Source organism: Streptococcus sp. 27098_8_148 (assembly GCF_041432105.1).
In the GTDB taxonomy this organism is placed as follows: Bacteria; Bacillota; Bacilli; order Lactobacillales; family Streptococcaceae; genus Streptococcus; species Streptococcus parasanguinis_AE.
On record NZ_JAPVYY010000005.1, the window covers coordinates 103,735 to 122,281 of the forward strand.

General features: G+C 43.3%; 15 protein-coding genes. 13 read left to right on the plus strand and 2 right to left on the minus strand.

The annotated features are described in order from the left end of the window. Window positions 1-40 precede the first annotated feature (40 nt). The 7 genes from uvrA to nusB all read left to right on the plus strand — a co-directional run bounded on the left by uvrA (window position 41) and on the right by nusB (window position 7,661). A complete protein-coding gene (uvrA, locus tag O3646_RS05790; protein ID WP_118227868.1) occupies window positions 41-2,866 on the plus strand; it encodes an excinuclease ABC subunit UvrA in 2,826 nt (941 codons plus the stop codon). Then, window positions 2,863-3,930, plus strand: a complete 1,068-nt coding sequence (locus O3646_RS05795; RefSeq protein WP_371610664.1) for a M24 family metallopeptidase — start codon at window positions 2,863-2,865, stop codon at window positions 3,928-3,930. Before uvrA ends, O3646_RS05795 begins: the two co-directional genes overlap by 4 nt. 56 nt (window positions 3,931-3,986) lie before the next feature. Continuing rightward, on the plus strand, window positions 3,987-4,970 hold the full coding sequence (locus O3646_RS05800) for a TIM44-like domain-containing protein (RefSeq protein ID WP_070588713.1): 984 nt from the start codon (window positions 3,987-3,989) through the stop codon (window positions 4,968-4,970). A gap of 8 nt (window positions 4,971-4,978) precedes the next feature. Then, a complete protein-coding gene (locus O3646_RS05805; RefSeq protein ID WP_118227869.1) occupies window positions 4,979-6,085 on the plus strand; it encodes an SPFH domain-containing protein in 1,107 nt (368 codons plus the stop codon). A gap of 165 nt (window positions 6,086-6,250) precedes the next feature. Then, entirely contained in the window at window positions 6,251-6,811 is a 561-nt protein-coding gene (gene efp / locus O3646_RS05810; protein ID WP_003005479.1) for an elongation factor P, read from the plus strand. A 36-nt stretch (window positions 6,812-6,847) separates the two neighbouring features. Further along, window positions 6,848-7,237, plus strand: coding sequence for an Asp23/Gls24 family envelope stress response protein (locus tag O3646_RS05815; protein WP_003005404.1), 390 nt, complete (start codon window positions 6,848-6,850; stop codon window positions 7,235-7,237). Further along, the gene (gene nusB / locus O3646_RS05820) at window positions 7,230-7,661 is read left to right on the plus strand and encodes a transcription antitermination factor NusB (RefSeq protein WP_003008602.1); all 432 of its coding nucleotides are present in this window, start codon (window positions 7,230-7,232) and stop codon (window positions 7,659-7,661) included. The genes O3646_RS05815 and nusB overlap by 8 nt, the downstream gene beginning before the upstream one ends. Window positions 7,662-7,732: 71 nt before the next feature. Here the strand turns inward: nusB and O3646_RS05825 are convergent, their stop codons facing one another. After that, on the minus strand, window positions 7,733-8,698 hold the full coding sequence (locus O3646_RS05825; RefSeq protein WP_049471835.1) for a LacI family DNA-binding transcriptional regulator: 966 nt from the start codon (window positions 8,696-8,698) through the stop codon (window positions 7,733-7,735). Then, on the minus strand, window positions 8,679-10,133 hold the full coding sequence (locus tag O3646_RS05830; RefSeq protein WP_049490884.1) for a sucrose-6-phosphate hydrolase: 1,455 nt from the start codon (window positions 10,131-10,133) through the stop codon (window positions 8,679-8,681). The genes O3646_RS05825 and O3646_RS05830 overlap by 20 nt, the downstream gene beginning before the upstream one ends. Before the next feature lie 377 nt (window positions 10,134-10,510). On the opposite strand from O3646_RS05830, the gene O3646_RS05835 reads away from it, so the two are divergent. The 6 genes from O3646_RS05835 to O3646_RS05860 all read left to right on the plus strand — a co-directional run bounded on the left by O3646_RS05835 (window position 10,511) and on the right by O3646_RS05860 (window position 18,281). Continuing rightward, window positions 10,511-12,430 carry a sucrose-specific PTS transporter subunit IIBC gene (locus O3646_RS05835; RefSeq protein WP_003008594.1) on the plus strand — a complete coding sequence of 640 codons (1,920 nt, stop codon included), beginning with the start codon at window positions 10,511-10,513 and terminating at the stop codon, window positions 12,428-12,430. Between the two features lie 159 nt (window positions 12,431-12,589). After that, entirely contained in the window at window positions 12,590-13,489 is a 900-nt protein-coding gene (gene scrK / locus O3646_RS05840; protein WP_003016958.1) for a fructokinase ScrK, read from the plus strand. Between the two features lie 247 nt (window positions 13,490-13,736). Further along, on the plus strand, window positions 13,737-14,147 hold the full coding sequence (locus O3646_RS05845) for a peptide deformylase (protein WP_049507051.1): 411 nt from the start codon (window positions 13,737-13,739) through the stop codon (window positions 14,145-14,147). 135 nt (window positions 14,148-14,282) lie between these two features. Further along, entirely contained in the window at window positions 14,283-14,729 is a 447-nt protein-coding gene (locus tag O3646_RS05850; RefSeq protein ID WP_021153785.1) for a MarR family winged helix-turn-helix transcriptional regulator, read from the plus strand. After that, window positions 14,726-16,528, plus strand: coding sequence for an ABC transporter ATP-binding protein (locus O3646_RS05855; protein WP_371610665.1), 1,803 nt, complete (start codon window positions 14,726-14,728; stop codon window positions 16,526-16,528). The genes O3646_RS05850 and O3646_RS05855 overlap by 4 nt, the downstream gene beginning before the upstream one ends. Continuing rightward, a complete protein-coding gene (locus tag O3646_RS05860) occupies window positions 16,521-18,281 on the plus strand; it encodes an ABC transporter ATP-binding protein (RefSeq protein ID WP_371610666.1) in 1,761 nt (586 codons plus the stop codon). Before O3646_RS05855 ends, O3646_RS05860 begins: the two co-directional genes overlap by 8 nt. The last annotated feature ends 266 nt before the right edge of the window (window positions 18,282-18,547 follow it).

The following is an 18,547-nucleotide window of genomic DNA, read 5'->3' on the forward strand; positions in this document are numbered from 1 at the left end:
TTATAATGGAGGTTAACAAAAAGGTGATTAGAGTAAGAACATGCAAGATAAAATTGTCATTCATGGGGCACGCGCCCATAATTTAAAAAATATAGACGTGGAAATTCCACGGGACAAATTAGTTGTGGTGACGGGTTTGTCTGGTTCTGGAAAGTCCAGTCTGGCCTTTGATACCCTCTATGCAGAAGGCCAGCGCCGCTATGTGGAGAGCTTATCGGCCTATGCCCGGCAGTTCTTGGGAAATATGGAAAAACCAGATGTGGACTCCATTGACGGCTTGAGTCCAGCCATTTCCATCGACCAAAAAACGACCAGTAAAAACCCCCGTTCTACAGTGGGAACGGCAACAGAGATCAATGACTACCTGCGCTTGCTCTATGCGCGTGTAGGGACGCCTTATTGTATCAATGGGCATGGAGCGATTACAGCTTCTTCGGTTGAGCAAATTGTCGATCAAGTCTTAGAATTACCAGAGCGCCAGCGCCTGCAAATTCTAGCTCCCATTATCCGCAAGAAAAAAGGCCAGCACAAGAATATCATTGAAAAGGTGCAAAAAGACGGCTATGTCCGGGTGAGGGTCGATGGTGAGATCTATGATGTGACAGAGGTTCCAGAACTATCTAAAAGCAAGCAGCACACGATTGAAGTGGTGGTGGACCGAATCGTGATCAAAGAGGGCATTCGCTCGCGGCTCTTTGATTCGATTGAAGCAGCCCTTCGGATTGCGGATGGTTATGTGGTGATTGATACCATGGATGGCAAGGAGCTACTCTTTTCTGAGCATTATGCTTGTCCAGTCTGTGGCTTTACCGTTCCTGAATTAGAGCCCCGCCTCTTTTCTTTCAATGCGCCTTTCGGATCTTGTCCAGACTGTGATGGGCTGGGCATTAAGCTAGAGGTGGACTTGGATTTGGTGGTGCCAGATGATCGCTTAACCCTTCGCGAAGGAGCACTCGCTCCTTGGAATCCGATCTCTTCCAACTACTATCCACAGATGTTGGAGCAGGCTATGATCCATTTTGGCGTTGATATGGACCGACCTTTTTCCGATCTTTCTCAAGAAGAAAAGGACTTGGTCCTCTATGGTTCAAACGGGAAGGAATTCCACTTCCACTATGAAAATGAGTTTGGTGGAGTTCGGGATATCGAAATTCCTTTTGAAGGGGTCGTAAACAACATTCACCGTCGTTTCCGTGAGACCAATAGTGATTTCACTCGCAATCAAATGCGCTCTTATATGAACGAATTGACCTGTGCGACCTGCCATGGCTACCGCCTCAATGACCAGGCTCTTTCTGTTCGTGTCGGCGGGGAGAAGGGGATGCATATCGGGGAAGTGTCAGATCTATCGATTGCGGACCACTTAAAAGCCGTAGATCAGTTGATCTTAACAGACAATGAAGCTACGATTGCAAGACCGATCCTAAAAGAGATCAAGGATCGCTTGACCTTCTTAAACAATGTGGGGCTCAATTACTTGACCTTGTCACGATCTGCTGGGACCTTATCAGGTGGAGAAAGCCAGCGCATTCGCTTGGCAACCCAGATCGGTTCCAACCTCTCTGGTGTCCTTTACATCTTGGATGAGCCGTCTATCGGCCTCCACCAAAGGGACAATGACCGCCTGATCGCCAGTCTCAAGAAGATGCGCGATTTAGGCAACACCTTGATCGTCGTCGAACATGATGAAGATACCATGAGAGAGGCAGACTACCTGATCGACGTCGGCCCAGGTGCCGGTGTCTTTGGGGGAGAGATCGTTGCAGCAGGAACTCCAAAGCAGGTAGCACGCAACAGCAAATCCATCACTGGCCAGTATTTGTCCGGCAAGCGCAAGATTCCGGTTCCGACAGAGCGCCGTTCGGGGAATGGTCGCTATATTGAAATTACGGGGGCCAGTGAGAATAACTTACAAGACATCACAGCACGCTTTCCTCTAGGAAAATTCATCGCAGTCACTGGAGTTTCCGGTTCTGGAAAATCGACCTTGATCAATGGCATCTTGAAAAAAGCCATTGCTCAAAAGCTCAACCGCAATTCGGAAAAACCAGGGAAATACAAGACGATTCAGGGGATTGAGCATATCGATCGCTTGATCGACATTGATCAAAGCCCGATTGGTCGGACTCCTCGTTCCAATCCAGCGACCTATACAGGTGTCTTCGATGACATTCGCGATCTCTTTGCTCAGACCAATGAAGCCAAAATTCGGGGCTATAAAAAAGGCCGCTTTAGTTTCAATGTTAAGGGCGGGCGTTGTGAAGCCTGCTCAGGAGATGGGATCATCAAGATTGAAATGCACTTCTTGCCGGATGTCTTTGTTCCTTGTGAAGTCTGCCATGGACGTCGTTACAATAGTGAGACATTAGAAGTCCACTACAAGGAAAAAAATATTGCAGAAGTGCTGGATATGACGGTCAATAAGGCAGTTGAATTCTTCAAACACATTCCAAAAATTGAACGCAAACTCAAGACCATCCAAGATGTGGGCTTAGGCTATGTAACGCTGGGGCAACCAGCGACCACCCTTTCAGGTGGGGAAGCGCAGCGGATGAAGTTGGCTTCTGAATTGCACAAGCGCTCTACAGGAAAATCCTTCTATATCTTGGATGAACCAACGACCGGACTCCATACCGAAGACATTTCTCGCTTGATCAAAGTCTTAGAGCGGTTTGTGGATGATGGCAATACAGTCCTTGTGATTGAGCACAATTTGGATGTCATTAAGACAGCAGACCATATCATCGATTTAGGACCAGAAGGTGGTGTCGGTGGCGGAACCATTATTGCGACCGGAACACCAGAAGAAGTAGCAGCAAATCCTGCTAGCTACACAGGACAATATTTGAAAGGAAAATTACAATGAATCAACGGATCAGCAACTTAAGAAACAAAATGAAAGTCCAAAATCTCAAAGCGGTATTGATTAACAATTTGAAAAACGTTTATTATTTGACTAATTTCTGGGGTTCAAACGGGACTGCTTTGGTGACAGAAGAACGTGTGGTACTCTTCACCGATTCACGCTACACCATCCATGCCCATGCGACTTGTTTCCCCTTTGTAGAGATTGTGGAAACCCGCGATGAGTTGACTGCAGCTGCAGAGATCGTTAAGGATCTTGGAATCAAAGAACTTGGTTTTGAGGACGAAGTGACGGTGGCCTACCATGCCCGCATGGCTTCTGTTTTCAGTGGCATCAGCCTTCAATCCCTAGCGAACTTTGTCATGGAATTGCGCTTGATTAAGGATGAAACGGAGATTGCGGCCATTAAAAAAGCTTGTAGCATCTCTGACCAAGCCTTCCATGATATTTTAGACTATATCAAGGTAGGGAAAACGACAGAGTTGGAAGCAGCAACTTTCCTCGATTTTAGAATGCGGGAGTTAGGAGCTTCTGGTGTATCTTTCGATATTATTTCAGCAGCTGGTGAACGCTCTGCCATGCCTCACGCGACTCCAAGTGATCGGGTCATTTCAGCAGGAGATGCCTTGACCCTTGATTTTGGTTGCTTGTATAATCACTATGTTAGCGATATGACACGGACTATCTATGCAGGACATGTCAGCGACAAGGAAAGAGAAATTTACGAAACCGTTTTGAAAGCCAATCAAGCCTTGATTGCTGCGGCTAAAGATGGACTTGGCTTCCGTGATTTTGATAAAATCCCTCGGGATGTGATCGAGGCAGCCGGCTATGGTCAATACTTCACGCATGGAATCGGTCATGGAATTGGGCTAGATATCCACGAAGAACCATACTTCAGCCAAACGTCTAAAGAAGCGATTCAAGCAGGGCTGGTCTTAACAGATGAGCCAGGTATTTATATCGAAGGCCTCTCTGGTGTGCGGATCGAAGACGACCTCTTGATCACAGAAACTGGCTGTGAAGTCTTGACTCTTGCTCCTAAAGAATTGATTGTCCTATAAAATAGACAGTATTTTCTTAACCCCTGTGTAACAAACAAAGATAAGAAAAGAGGCCTATGAAAAAACGAAGTGTAATAGTTGGAATTCTTCTAGTAGTCCTGCTATTTGTATTTGTTCCTTCTGCCCATGCAGGTGTCGGTAATACAGATAGTGGTGGCAGTAGCTTGATTGATTCAGGTGGCGGTAGCAGTTGGTCCGATAGTGGCAGTAGCTGGTCCGATGGCGGAAGTAGTTGGTCTGGTGGCAGCAGCTGGTCTGGTGGATCCAGTAGCTACAGTTCTAGTTCAGGAACAGACTCTGGTGGTGCGGTAGCAGTTGTCGCCATCATTGGATTGATTGGATTTGTCTACAATATTGCAAAAGAAGCTAATGATAGTGATGAATCATTTTCTTCAAATAGTGGTCCAAAACGGACTACCGAAGAACGGGCTGGTCGACCAATTGAGAACAACTATGAAGCGATTCGTCGCATCCGTAAACTGGATCCAATGTTTGATGAAGACCGCTTCTTGTCGCAAGTCAAGCTGGTTTATCTTCAATTGCAGTCTGCCTGGACAGAAAAAGATTGGAATTCCGTACGGAACTTAGAAAGTACCAGTCTTTATGAGCAACACTTGACGCAGTTGCAAGAGCATATTCGCGCCAAAACAACCAATGTTCTAGAGCGCGTGCGTGTGGAAGATTCGAAGATCAAAGACTTTATCGAAAATCCAGAAGGCAATGACCGCATTGAAGTTATTCTGTCTTCGACGATGAGAGATTACATCCGAAATGATGAAACGGGTCGTGTGATCGAAGGGGATCCAACCAAAGATCTCTTTACCGTTTACCGCATGGTCTTCCTCCGTGAACATGGAGCTCAGACAGAGATCATTAAGAATTCAGAAGTCGTTAGTGATCACTGTCCGAACTGTGGTGCGCCACTGACGATCGATTCAATCGACAAGTGTGAATATTGCCAAGCATCCTTGAAGCACAATCCAAAAGATTGGGTCTTGGATGTCTACGAAGTTGTGGATGAAATTGAATTCTACAGATAGGAGAATGTATGGGATTTATTAAAGCAGCCCTTTCAGCGGGCATTTCAAGTTTTCAAGATAGTAAATTTAAGGAAGCCATTACCCTGCCAGAAGCTGTTCCAGCAACAGCTTTGGCCATTAAGGGACAGCTCTTAACCAAAGATCCAGATGGGCGCTCTCGTCAGAGTAACCAAAATACGGGCCTATTGACAGATGGTTCTGTCGTCATCGTTCCCCAAGGCTATGTTGCTCTCTTGGTCAATAATGGAACTTTTCTAGGAGACCTTCTAGAAGCAGGGAGCCACGAATGGCAAGCCGGTGAAAATGCCTGGTTGTTTGAAAAGGGTGGTGTGAAAGGAACGTGGGATCAGTTCAAGAATCGTTTCTCCTTTGGAGCCCAAGTGGTCACCCAACAAGAAATTATTTTTGTGCGGATGCAACCTTTTACAGGAAATAAATTTGGCACTCAAAATCCAGTCGAGTATTTTAGCGACCGTTACCAACAACTTCTTAGTATTCGTTTTTATGGTCTTTATGATGTTAAAGTGGCAGATCCTGTACTCTTTTACATCAGTGCAGTCAGTCGTCAAATCACTGCAGATAAGCCATTTACCTTGGAAGATGTGGCTCAGGGAACCTTGCGCCAAAATCTGGCTCCAAAAATTGCAGTGGCCATTTCAAAATATACAGCAGAAAATAAAGCGGATATTTACAATATCAATGCAGACCAAGACGTCTTCAATGAAGTTGCAAAACGCGAAGTCAACAAGACTTGGACAGAATTATATGGTATCGAATTAACCAATGTCCTCATCGAAGATTTGAGCTACGATGCAGACAGTATGGCCAAGGTCAATAAACTGGACAGTGAATTGGCAGCGATGAAGTACAATACCATTGAAATCGAAGAACGTCGTGCTCGCAATGAAGCCTTGGTCGCAGCTGCTAAAAATGAAGGTGGTAATGGCATGAACATGATCATGGGGATGAACTTGGGTCAAGCCCTTGGCAATGACCTTCAAAAACAAGCCTCTCCAGCTCAAGACAAGCCTCATACCTTCTACATTGAAGTAGATGGAAAGTATGTCCATGTCACCAAAGATGCGGATGGCAATATTGTGCCTGTGGATCAATAAGGAATTGTGAAGATGGAGTTGGAGATGTAGAGATTCGAAGGACTCGTTTCTGCAATCTCTCTCCGCCTTCTAGCCTTCCTAAAAAGGGAAAATTGCTGTTTGAGAAAAATCAAATAGTGTGTTACAATAAAGAGTAATCTATTTTTAAAAAAGAGGTAATAAAACATGATTGAAGCAAGTAAATTGAAAGCTGGTATGACTTTTGAAACAGCTGACGGAAAATTGATCCGCGTTTTGGAAGCTAGCCACCACAAACCAGGTAAAGGAAACACTATCATGCGTATGAAATTGCGTGATGTCCGTACTGGTTCAACATTTGATACAAGCTACCGTCCAGAAGAAAAATTTGAACAAGCGATTATCGAAACTGTCCCAGCTCAATACTTGTACAAAATGGATGATACAGCCTACTTCATGAACACGGAAACATATGACCAATATGAAATTCCAGTTGTGAATGTAGAACAAGAATTGCTTTACATCCTTGAAAATTCAGAAGTAAAAATTCAATTCTACGGAAGCGAAGTGATCGGTGTAACAGTTCCTACAACTGTTGAATTAACTGTTGCAGAAACTCAACCATCTATCAAAGGTGCTACAGTGACTGGTTCTGGTAAACCTGCTACAATGGAAACTGGTTTGGTCGTAAACGTTCCTGACTTCATCGAAGCTGGACAAAAATTGGTCATTAACACTACTGAAGGAACTTACGTTTCTCGTGCATAAGAGACATCTCAGGGTGTCAAATAGAAAGGAACTTCTATGGCAACTGAACAATTTGGTGACATCGTTATTGCACCACGTGTATTAGAAAAAATTATTGCGATTGCGACAGCAAAAGTAGAGGGTGTCTATTCGCTTGAAAACAAGAGTGTTTCAGATAGCTTATCCAAACGCTCCCTTGGACGTGGCGTCTACCTTCATACAGAAGAAGATGGTCAAGTTTCAGTAGACATCTATCTCTATTTAGAATATGGAGTGGCTGTACCATCTGTCGCTGTAGCCATTCAAAAAGCGGTTAAGTCTGCAGTTTATGATATGGCAGATGTAACCTTGGATGCTGTCAACATTCACGTTGTTGGTATCGCAACGGAAAAATCTCCAAAACCAGACTTGAAAGACTTGTTTAATGAGGACTTCCTCAATGACTGATGAAATTTTATTAGAATCACGTCGAGATTTGCGTGAGCGTGCCTTCCAAGCCTTGATGGCCTTGGAATACGATGGAGACATTGTTGAAGCTTGTCGCTTTGCTTATCTACATGACAAGGACCTAGCAGAAGACAAAGAAGTCGATCTTCCTGCCTTTCTCATGAATCTCGTGACGGGTGTCTATCAGTCAAAAGATCAACTAGACCAACAAATCGGTCAACATTTGAAAACCGGCTGGACTGTTGAGCGCTTGACCTTGGTAGAGAAAAATATCCTTCGTCTGGGAATTTATGAAATGACAGAGTTTGATACACCACAGATCGTCGCAGTCAATGAAGCGGTGGAATTGGCCAAGGCCTTTTCAGATGAAACCTCTTCACGATTTGTCAACGGTGTCCTCAGTCAATTTGTGACAGAAGAATAATTAAAAAAGAGCCGATGGCTCTTTTTTTGGTAAAAAATATCCCCACAGTTTCTACTGAGGGGATATTGCTTTTAGACACTTTTTCCAGAGTGGAGACTAACGGGCAAGAAATAACCGGTAGTCGCTACTTTTTTTCCTTCGATCTTTTGGAGTAAAAGATCCACCATGAGGATAGCAATGTCTTCGAGGGGTTGTTGGATGGTTGTCAGTTCAGGTGTATAGGTCTCGATGAACTGGGTTCCATCATAACCAATCACTTTCAAATCCTGAGGAATCTGAATATCTAATTCTCTAGCGACTTTCATGATCAAGATCGCCGTCAAATCATCGGAGGCAAAAATAGCGTCTGGTTTGTGGTGGGTTAAAATCTGTTTGATTTCCATTTCTTTGCGAATAGGGGAGAAATCACTGGAAACATTGATGATCATGGACTCAGGTAGAACTGATGCAAATCCCGCATGACGCAAGCCAGTTGGGGAGTTAGAGTTGTCATTACCTGTGATCATGATAATATTTCGGGCTCCGGTTTTTACTAAAGTTTCTGCTGCTAGCACTCCACCAGCATAGTTGTCTGAAGAAACAACCGGAATTTCTGGGGAGAGGTTGCGGTCAAAAGCAATGATAGGAGCAGTTACCCGGTTGTAATCTTCAATGCCCAAATTATGACTTCCTGAAATGATGCCATCTACCTGGTTAGCCTCCAACATCTCAATATATTCGCGCTCTTTCTCGGAGTCGTGCTCACTATTGCAGATGATGGTTTTATAGCCATGTTTGAAGAGTTGGTGTTCTAGTTTGTCGATTAATTCAGCATAGAAAACATTGCTGATGTTGGGAAAGATCAAGCCGACTAACTTGGCTGATTTTCCTTGGAGGCTTCGAGCAACATTGTTAGGTTTATAGCCTAATTCTCGCATGGCTTCTTGGACTTTTTGAATCGTTTTCTCAGACAGGTATCCTTTTTTATTGATAACCCGTGAGACAGTAGTAGGGCTGACACCGGCGAGTTTGGCGACATCAGTTAGCTTTGCGACCATAATCAAGTTCGTAGTAAGTTCCAGTAGGGGTTCCAGACTTGATCAAGATTCCATTTTGATCTGCATGTGGGTAGACCCGACCAGAAAATACTTTTTCTCCTTTATTGATAAAGATTTCAAAAATCGAATTGTCAATGAAAATATTAGCGGTTGTTGCTTGGTTAGCGATTGTGCAGCTACGGCTCGCACCGAATTCTTGGGCATATTGCTCACCAGCCTGGCTTCGATCGACTGTGACCAATCCTTTAGCCAGATCAAATGTGAGAGCTAAGCCCTTCCCTTCTGCATCGGCAAAGAGGACGATTTCGTTCTGGCTATCCTTTTCAAACTGCAATTCCAATTCATAGCAGTTCTTGGTTTGTGCCTTGTTGGCAAATTCCTCACTCTCAGCGCGCAAGTCTTTGATGGCTTCAACTGGGTATTGGTAGAGCTTGCCATCTTTGATGGTTAATTCTTTGACCAGTGAGAGAGCTCCTTGGTAGTCATAGGAATCCGTTGGATAAGAAACGTCTGGAAGACCTAGCCAGCTAACAGTATAGGCACGTCCATCGGGAGCATTAAATCCTTGAGTGGCATAGGCTTCAAAACCATAGTCGAGATTATGCAATTCAGATACATCAACCATTTTGGCCTTTTCTGGGTCAAAGCTTGCCCCAATCTTGTACATATTTGGATAGATATTGTCATAATCGAGAACGGCTTTATCTAAGCCTTGAGGGCAGTATAGGAGAACGGGTTGGTCTCCTACAAAGACTAGGTTGGGACATTCCATCATATAAGCTGTCCGATCGTTTGCAAAATCCAAGTCACCGACTGTAACCCAGTTGGAATAGTCATTATCTACAGCCTTATAGAGACGGATGAATCCTTTCTTCTCAAGGTCTTGACCACCAACGATAGCGTAGAATTGACCTTTGAAATTAAAAATCTGTGGGTCACGAAAGTGATCCGTAGAGTCAGCCGGTTGATCAATCAAGATTTTGTCAATTTTTTCAATCTTGCCGTCTTTATCCATCAAAGCACCGACTTGGTAAGGATGACGAACCCATTCTGCATCACGAACATTTCCGGTGTAGAATAAGAATAGTTTGTCACCAAACTGCATGGCTGATCCGGAATAAGCTCCATGGCTATCCAGATCTGTGTCTGGAAGAAGCGTTACACCAGTTTCTTTGAAATGAACCAAGTCTTCACTTTCTGTTTGTACCCATGATTTTAACCCATGGGCTGCACCAAATGGGAAATTTTGGTAAAACAAGATCCATTTTCCATCAAAGTAGGAAAAACCGTTAGGATCATTTAAGAGACCAGCTTTTGGCTCAACATGATAGTGTGTATGCCAAGGAGATTTGGCCATATGATCTTGGATGGCTTGCTTTTCCTCTTTTGTCCAGTCTTCGTAACGTCTGTAACGACGTTCAGTTGTCCATTCCATTTTATTCCTCCGAATTTTTTCTTACTTCCATAGTACCGATTTCCTATTAAAAATGCAAGCGATAAATGAAAAAAATGGCAAAAAATGTCAAACGATTGACAGCTATTTTGCAGCCTGAAGAAAAGAGGAGAAGTTGAAAATTTATGAAAATATGAAAGAAAATGAAAATAAAAGTCTGATTTAAAGTGCTAAAAAGCGTAGTACAGGCCTGTTTTAAAATGAAAATAGTTTCATACTGTCAAAAGGTGTCAAAAAGTCCAAAAAAGTTTCAAAAAAATCCTGCAAAACGCTTGACATATTTTCAATACGTGGTACAATTAAAAACGTAGAAACGATTTAACCGTTTACATTACAAAAAATAAGGAGATTTTTGCAAAATGTCAAATACAGAAATTGCAAAGCAGGTCATCGATGCAATCGGTGGGGTTGAGAACGTTAGCAGTGTTGCTCACTGTGCGACTCGTCTTCGCGTGATGGTAAAAGATGAATCAAAAATCAACAAAGATGTTGTTGAGAACATTGAAAAAGTACAAGGTGCTTTCTTTAACTCAGGTCAATACCAAATCATCTTTGGTACTGGTACTGTAAACAAGATCTATGATGAAGTAGTAGCTCTTGGCTTACCAACATCATCAAAAGATGAAATGAAAGCAGAAGCCGCTAAACAAGGAAACTGGTTCCAACGCGCGATCCGTACCTTTGGAGACGTTTTTGTTCCAATTCTACCAGCAATTGTTGCGACTGGATTGTTTATGGGGATTCGTGGTGCCATTGCTCAAGACCAGGTTTTGGCTTTGTTTGGCACAACAGCAGATGCATTTAAATCTACTGATTTTTATACCTATTCAACAATTTTAACTGATACCGCGTTTGCCTTCTTCCCAGCCTTGATTTCATGGTCTGCATTCCGAGTATTCGGAGGAAATCCTGTTCTTGGGATTGTAATTGGTTTGATGATGGTTAGTCCGACACTTCCAAATGCGTGGGTTGTAGCGGAAGATCCTTCTAAAGCAGCAACATACTTTGGTATCTTCCATCATGTGGTTGGATTCCAGAACTCAGTTCTTCCCGCTTTCTTCGTTGGTCTAATTGGTGCGAAACTTGAAAAGTGGCTCCATAAGAAAATTCCAGATGTCTTAGATTTGTTATTGGTTCCATTATTCACATTGACAATCATGTCATTCCTCGCTTTGTTTATTATTGGTCCATTCTTCCACAGTATCGAAGAATATGTACTAAATGTAACTAAGTTTATTTTGAATTTACCATTTGGTCTTGCAGGTCTTCTTATTGGTGGCGTTCATCAGTTGATTGTCGTTACCGGCGTCCATCATATCTTTAATCTTCTTGAATCACAATTAATTACTGCAGATAAAAAAGATCCATTTAATGCAATTATTACAGCGGCTATGACTGCACAAGCTGGAGCTACTTTAGCAGTGGCAGTGAAATCTAAATCTCAAAAAGTGAAAGCTCTAGCATTTCCTGCAACTATCTCTGCCTTGTTAGGTATTACTGAGCCTGCAATCTTTGGTGTAAACTTGCGTTATGTGAAACCATTCGTTATTGCTTTGGGAGCAGGTGCAGTAGGTGGTTGGATTGCATCTATGTTAAATCTTGCTGGTACAGGATTTGGTATTACAATTATTCCAGGAACGCTTCTCTATCTAAACGGTCAATTATTGAAATATGTATTTATGGTTGTATTTACAACTGCCCTAAGTTTCGGTTTGACTTATATGTTTGGTTATGAAGATGAAGCTTCATCAGTTCCTGCAGAGGACAAAGAAGCAGAAGCTATTATTGAAGAAGAAACAACTGGAGCTCTTCCAGCATCTCTTCAAGACGAAACCATTATCTCTCCGATCGTTGGTCAAGCTGTTGCTTTGTCTGATGTGAATGATCCTGTCTTCTCAAGTGGAGCGATGGGACAAGGAATTGCCATCAAACCAACTGAAGGCGTTGTCTATGCACCAGCTGATGCTGAAGTAACCATTGCTTTTGCAACTGGTCACGCTTACGGTTTGAAGACCGCTAATGGTGCTGAAATCTTGATCCACGTTGGGATTGATACCGTATCAATGAACGGTGAAGGATTTGATCAAAAAGTAGCTCAAGGTGATAAAGTGAAAGCTGGTGATGTCCTTGGTACATTTGATGCAGCGAAAATTGCCGCAGCTGGTCTTGAAGACACAACTATGGTGATCGTCACTAACACAGCTGACTATGCTTCTGTCACACCTGTTGCAACTGGATCTGTTGCGAAGGGTGATGCGATCATCGAAGTCAAAGCTTAATCGAAACAATAAGTTTTCAAGGACTGGTCTATCATCTCCAGTCCTTGAATTTTATTTCTCAAAAAAAGTGTGTTTTTTCTTTAGAGAAGAGAAAAAGATTGACTACAAAATATGCTATAATAAATACAGGATATTTTTCATAATAAAAAAGGAGCCAACATGACAAAATTATATGGAAGTTTGGAAGCTGGCGGTACAAAATTTGTTTGTGCGGTTGGTGATGAAAACTATAATGTTGTGGAAAAAGTACAATTTCCAACAACCAAGCCAATTGAGACGATTGATAAGTGTATTGAATTTTTCTCAAAATTTGAGGATCTAGTTGGGCTTGCGATTGGTTCATTTGGACCAATTGATATCGATCCAAATTCAAACACTTATGGTTTCATCACAACGACTCCAAAACCAAATTGGGCCAATGTAGATATCGTTGGGGCCTTCCGTCGTGCCTTGAATGTACCTATCTATTTCACAACAGATGTGAATAGTTCTGCCTATGGAGAAGTGGTCGCACGCAACAATGCGGGTGGTCATATCGAAAACTTGGTTTACTATACAATCGGAACAGGAATCGGAGCTGGTGTCATCCAACGTGGTGAGTTTATCGGGGGAGCTGGGCACCCAGAAATGGGACACTACTATGTGGCCCAACACCCAATGGATGTGGAAAAAGAATTCAAGGGTGTTTGTCCTTTCCACAATGGCTGTTTGGAAGGTTTTGCGGCTGGTCCTAGTCTCGAAGCTCGTACGGGTATTCGTGGGGAAAACATTGAACTCAACAGCAATGTATGGGATATTCAAGCCTACTACATCGCACAAGCAGCAGTGAATGCGACAGTTACCTTCCGCCCAGACGTCATTGTCTTTGGAGGAGGAGTCATGGCTCAACAACATATGTTAGATCGTGTTCGCACGAAATTTACTGCCCTCTTGAACGGTTACCTCCCTGTACCTGATGTGAGAGATTATATTGTGACACCTGCAGTTGCCGGCAATGGTTCAGCGACCTTGGGGAACTTTGTCCTTGCAAAAGAAGTGAGCGAAAAGCTTAAAAAATAAGCAGCAATTGTCTCTTAGAGGTTAGAAACAAGAGCGAGGAGGCTGGGACAAAAGTCCTAGCCTCTCAATTATTTTTGGATTGTCGAGCAAGACGCAGTGGTTGAGTGGGCTCTACTACGCCGATTTCATCAGCTTTTACAGCCCTACTCAACTGTGCGGAGGTGGGACGATGAAATCCAATTCTAACGAATTACCGATTTCTGTCCCACTCTCTTCTTTCGTCTATCTATCAAGAAGTGAGGAAGGAATGAAAAAGAATATTGTAAAAGATGTCTTATTCTTGGGTCAAAAGTCAGAAGAAGCGACACCTGAGGATCGCACCTTGGCTTTGGATTTGCAGGACACCTTAAATGCTCATCTCCTTGAGTGTGTCGGTTTAGCAGCCAATATGATCGGGGTGAAAAAGCGAGCGATTATCATCCGAATGGGAAGTGAAAATTTGGTCCTGTTTAATCCGGTTCTCCTTGAAAAGAAAAAGCCTTACCAAACAGAGGAAGGATGCTTGTCCTTGGTGGGGAGTCGGCCGACCACTCGTTATGAGGAGATTTCAGTGGCCTATCGAGATATGAATTGGAAAGCAAAAACAATTCATTTGTCAGGCTTTTCGGCCCAGATCTGTCAGCATGAAATGGATCATCTAGAAGGCATTATTATCTAAAGATGAAGGATGGAGTCGATTCGGCTCCTTTTTTTAGTTCTTATGGAAACTTTTTTCTTGACAGGGATCTTTTTTGTGTTAAAATAGTTCTCATAGTAACTTTAAAGTTCTTAAGAGAACTATTTGGAGGAAATGATGGACAAACCTTTACTAGAATTTAAAAAAATCGGTCATCTCATTCACCTCATGGTAGAAAGAGAGGCCAAGAAGAGAGGGCTTGAATTTAGCGCAGGACCCCAAGGTCAGGTATTGGGCTTTTTATCTCATCGTGAAAAGGAGGGGAAAGTGACCTTGATTCGGGATGTTGAGCAGGAACTTCATATCTCAAAATCCGTGACGAGTAACCTGATCAAGCGCATGGAGAAAAATGGCTTTATTTATCTAGAGCCTAGTCCAACCGATAAACGGGCCAAGTATGTCTACCTAACAGACAGTGTAAAAGATAAATTGAATGACATGAAACAATTCTTTGAAGAAGTGGACCAGGATATGATGGCTGGTGTATCAGAAGAAGAATTGGCCATCTTTTTCAGGGTCATGCATCAATTTTATGAGAATATGAAAAAAAGGAGCGAGGAATGATCAATATATTTCGGCGGTTAACTGCCAAAGAATGGGGCATGATTGCCCTTAGTACGGTCTTTATCTGTCTGGCTGTTTGGATGGATTTAAAGACTCCTGAATACTTATCCGATATCACGACCCTCTTAGCCAAGGATGGGACCAAGGTTTCTGATATTATGGATCCGGGAAGCAAGATGTTGCTCTTCTCTTTTGGAAGCTTTTTGATGGCAGTTTTTGTGGGCTTTTTGGCTTCACGAGTCGCTGCCAGCTTTACGACGCGACTTCGAGGAGAGATTTTCCATCAAGTGATGGATTACTCTGATGCCGAGATCAAGAAATTCTCCGTTCCCTCTCTCTTGACTCGTACAACCAATGATTTGACCCAGTTACAAATCATGATTGTCATGGGGATGCAAGTTGTGACGCGTGGTCCCATTATGGCGATTTGGGCTCTGACCAAGATTTGGGGGAAGAGCAGTGCCTGGACAACGTCTGTTGGGATTGCGGTCTTGATGGTCTTGATTCTTCTCTCTGTTCTGGTTCTTATTGCCTTTCCGCGCCAGCAAAAGGTTCAAGGTTTGACCGATGCTTTGAATGCGACGACACGGGAGAGTTTGACTGGGGTGCGAGTGGTTCGCGCCTACAATGCAGAAGCTTATCAAAATGAGAAATTCCAGGCTGAAAACAAGGGCTTAACCCGTCTAAATCTCTTTGTTTATCGTTTGATGTCTTTGATGAACCCTGTCATGACAGTGGTATCAAGTGGGTTGACCCTTGCTATCTACTGGATTGGGGCGCACTTGATCAATGATATCGCCATGCCAAAAGATCCTACAAAGATCTTCACCAGTCCTGCATTAGCGGATCGGACCAAGGTCTTCTCAGATATGATCACCTTTTCTTCTTACGCTATGCAGGTTGTCGTTGGCTTTATGATGATGGTGGCCATCTTGATTATTCTTCCTCGTGCACTAGTATCCGCAAAACGGATTAATCAGGTCTTGGCTCTTGAACCGTCTGTAGCCTTCCCAAGTGAGTCAAAAGAAACAACAGGCCAAGCAGGTACAGTAGAATTTCAAGATGTTTCCTTCCGCTATGGACGGACTTCCCGTGCGGTGATTGAACATGTGACCTTCTCAGCTCAGAAAGGACAAACTGTTGCCTTCATTGGATCAACTGGTTCTGGTAAATCCACTCTGGTCAATTTAATTCCACGTTTTTACGATGCGACAGAAGGAAAGATCTTAGTGGATGGCGTCAATGTCAAGGACTATAGCCACCAAGAATTGAACAATAAAGTCGGCTACATTCCCCAAAAAGCAGTGCTCTTTAGTGGCACGATTCGCTCCAATATGGAATTTGGAGAAAGTAGCCAAGGAAAATTAGAGGATGAAGCCATCTGGAAAGCTCTTGAATTGGCCCAAGCCAAAGAGTTTGTTGCCACAAAAGAGAAGGGCTTGGATACAGAAGTAGCGCAAGGAGGAAGCAACTTCTCTGGAGGTCAACGTCAACGTTTGGCCATTGCGCGTGCCCTGGCACGCAAGCCCGAGATCCTCATCTTTGATGATTCCTTCTCAGCCCTAGATTACAAAACGGATCGTATCTTGCGCCAAGCTCTGAAAGAAGAGCTGGCAGATACGACCAAATTGATCGTTGCCCAACGCATTTCGACCATTATGGATGCAGATTTGATTTTGGTTTTGGATCAAGGGAAGGTCGTCGGTCAAGGCACCCACAAAGAATTGCTTGCGACCAATGAAGTCTATCAAGAAATTGCCTATTCACAATTGTCTAAGGAGGAGTTGGAACATGCATAAAACAAAACAAGAATCGTCCCTTTGGAGACAACTTTCTCCCTATTTGAAGGGCTTCCACCTATTTTTCCTAGTTGCTATCCTCTTTTCGATCGTATCGAGTATTATCACGGTTATTGGACCGGATAAATTAAAAGAAATCACGGATACCATCACAAAAGGGATGGGAGGCGCCATTGATATTGACAAAATCACTTCGATTGCCCTAACCTTGGCTATCCTTTATGGAGTTGGAGCACTGGTGTCCTACAGCAGTAGTTTCATTATCTCAACGATGATTCAGCGCTTCGCAGAACGCTTGCGCAATGCCATCGCTGAAAAGATCAATCGTGTACCTCTCCAATATTTTGATAGCCATGAACAAGGAGATACCTTGTCTCGTGTGACCAATGACGTGGATTTGATGACTCAATCCTTTAACCAAAGTTTGGTTCAAATGGTCTCCTCTGTCGTCTTATTGATCGGCTCCATCTTTATGATGTTTAAGACGGACTGGCATTTAGCTTTGACCGCCATCCTTTCTGTTTTTGGTGGCTTTGCTCTTTCTAGCATCATTATGGTCAAGAGTCAGCCTTTGTTTAAACAGCAACAAGATAATCTTGCCAAAGTTTCAGGCTATGTTGAAGAAATCTATAGTGGACATAATGTTGTTATTTCCTACAATGGCCGTCATCAAGCCAAAGATCATTTTGATGCCATCAACCAAGATTTGTATCAAAGCATGTGGAAATCCCAATTCTTCTCTGGGATTATGATGCCCTTGATGCAGTTTGTAGGGAATTTCGGCTATGTCATGGTCTGTATCGTTGGGGCTGTCCTCACCATTAATGGAGACATTACCATCGGGACCATTGTTGCCTTTATGACCTATGTCCGCATCTTTACCCAACCAATTAGTCAAATGGCTCAAGGCATTACCCAATTGCAATCAGCTAGTGCTGCTATGGGGCGTGTCTTTGAATTCTTAGACGAAGAAGAAATGGAAGATGAATCCCAAAAAACACGCCAATTGGAAGTGCCAAAAGGTCATGTTACCTTTGAACATGTTCGCTTTGGTTATTCACCAGATAAGACTATTATCCATGACTTTACAGCTGAAGCTAAGCCAGGACAGAAGGTGGCCATTGTTGGTCCGACAGGTGCAGGTAAGACGACCATGGTCAATCTCTTGATGCGTTTTTACGACATTCAAGCTGGTAAAATTACCATCGATGGTGTGGATACTAAGGCCATGAGCCGAGAAGAAGTTCATGATGCCTTTTCGATGGTCTTGCAAGATACCTGGCTATTTGAGGGGACCATTCGAGAAAACCTGGTCTTCAATCAAACGGATATTTCAGACGAAGCGGTGGAAGCAGCAACCCGAGCGGTTGGGGTCCATCACTTTATTCGGACCTTGCCGAATGGCTATGATACTGTATTAGATGATTCAGTGACCTTGTCCGTGGGTCAAAAGCAACTCTTGACCATTGCGCGTGCCCTCTTGAAGGATGCTCCGCTTCTTATCTTGGATGAAGCAACCTCATCTGTCGATACCCGTACAGAAGAGTTGATTCAAAAAGCTATGGACAAACTCATGGAAGGCCGGACCTCCTTTGTCATTGCCCATCGCTTGTCCACTATTCGTAATGCGGATCTGATTCTCGTGATGAAAGATGGAAATATTATCGAGCAGGGTAATCACCAAGAACTCATGACCCAAAATGGCTTCTATGCTGATCTCTACAATAGCCAATTCACAGAAGAAGTAGCGTAACAACAAGATACAAAGCCCGTAAAATGCAAAGTGAAAATAGGAAATTCTTGCAGTGAGCCATGCTCACAAGAGAATTTATCTTTTTCACACAGCATTTAGGGCGTGTTCAATTCGTGTAATGGAAAGCACAATGGTGCCTTGCCGACACGACTCACTAACTCCTCAGGTGGATAATATCGATCCACCTTCGTCCTGTCGCAATTCCAACAAGATACAAAGGGCGTAACATACAAAGTGAAAAAATGAGAGTGGGACAGAAATCGGTA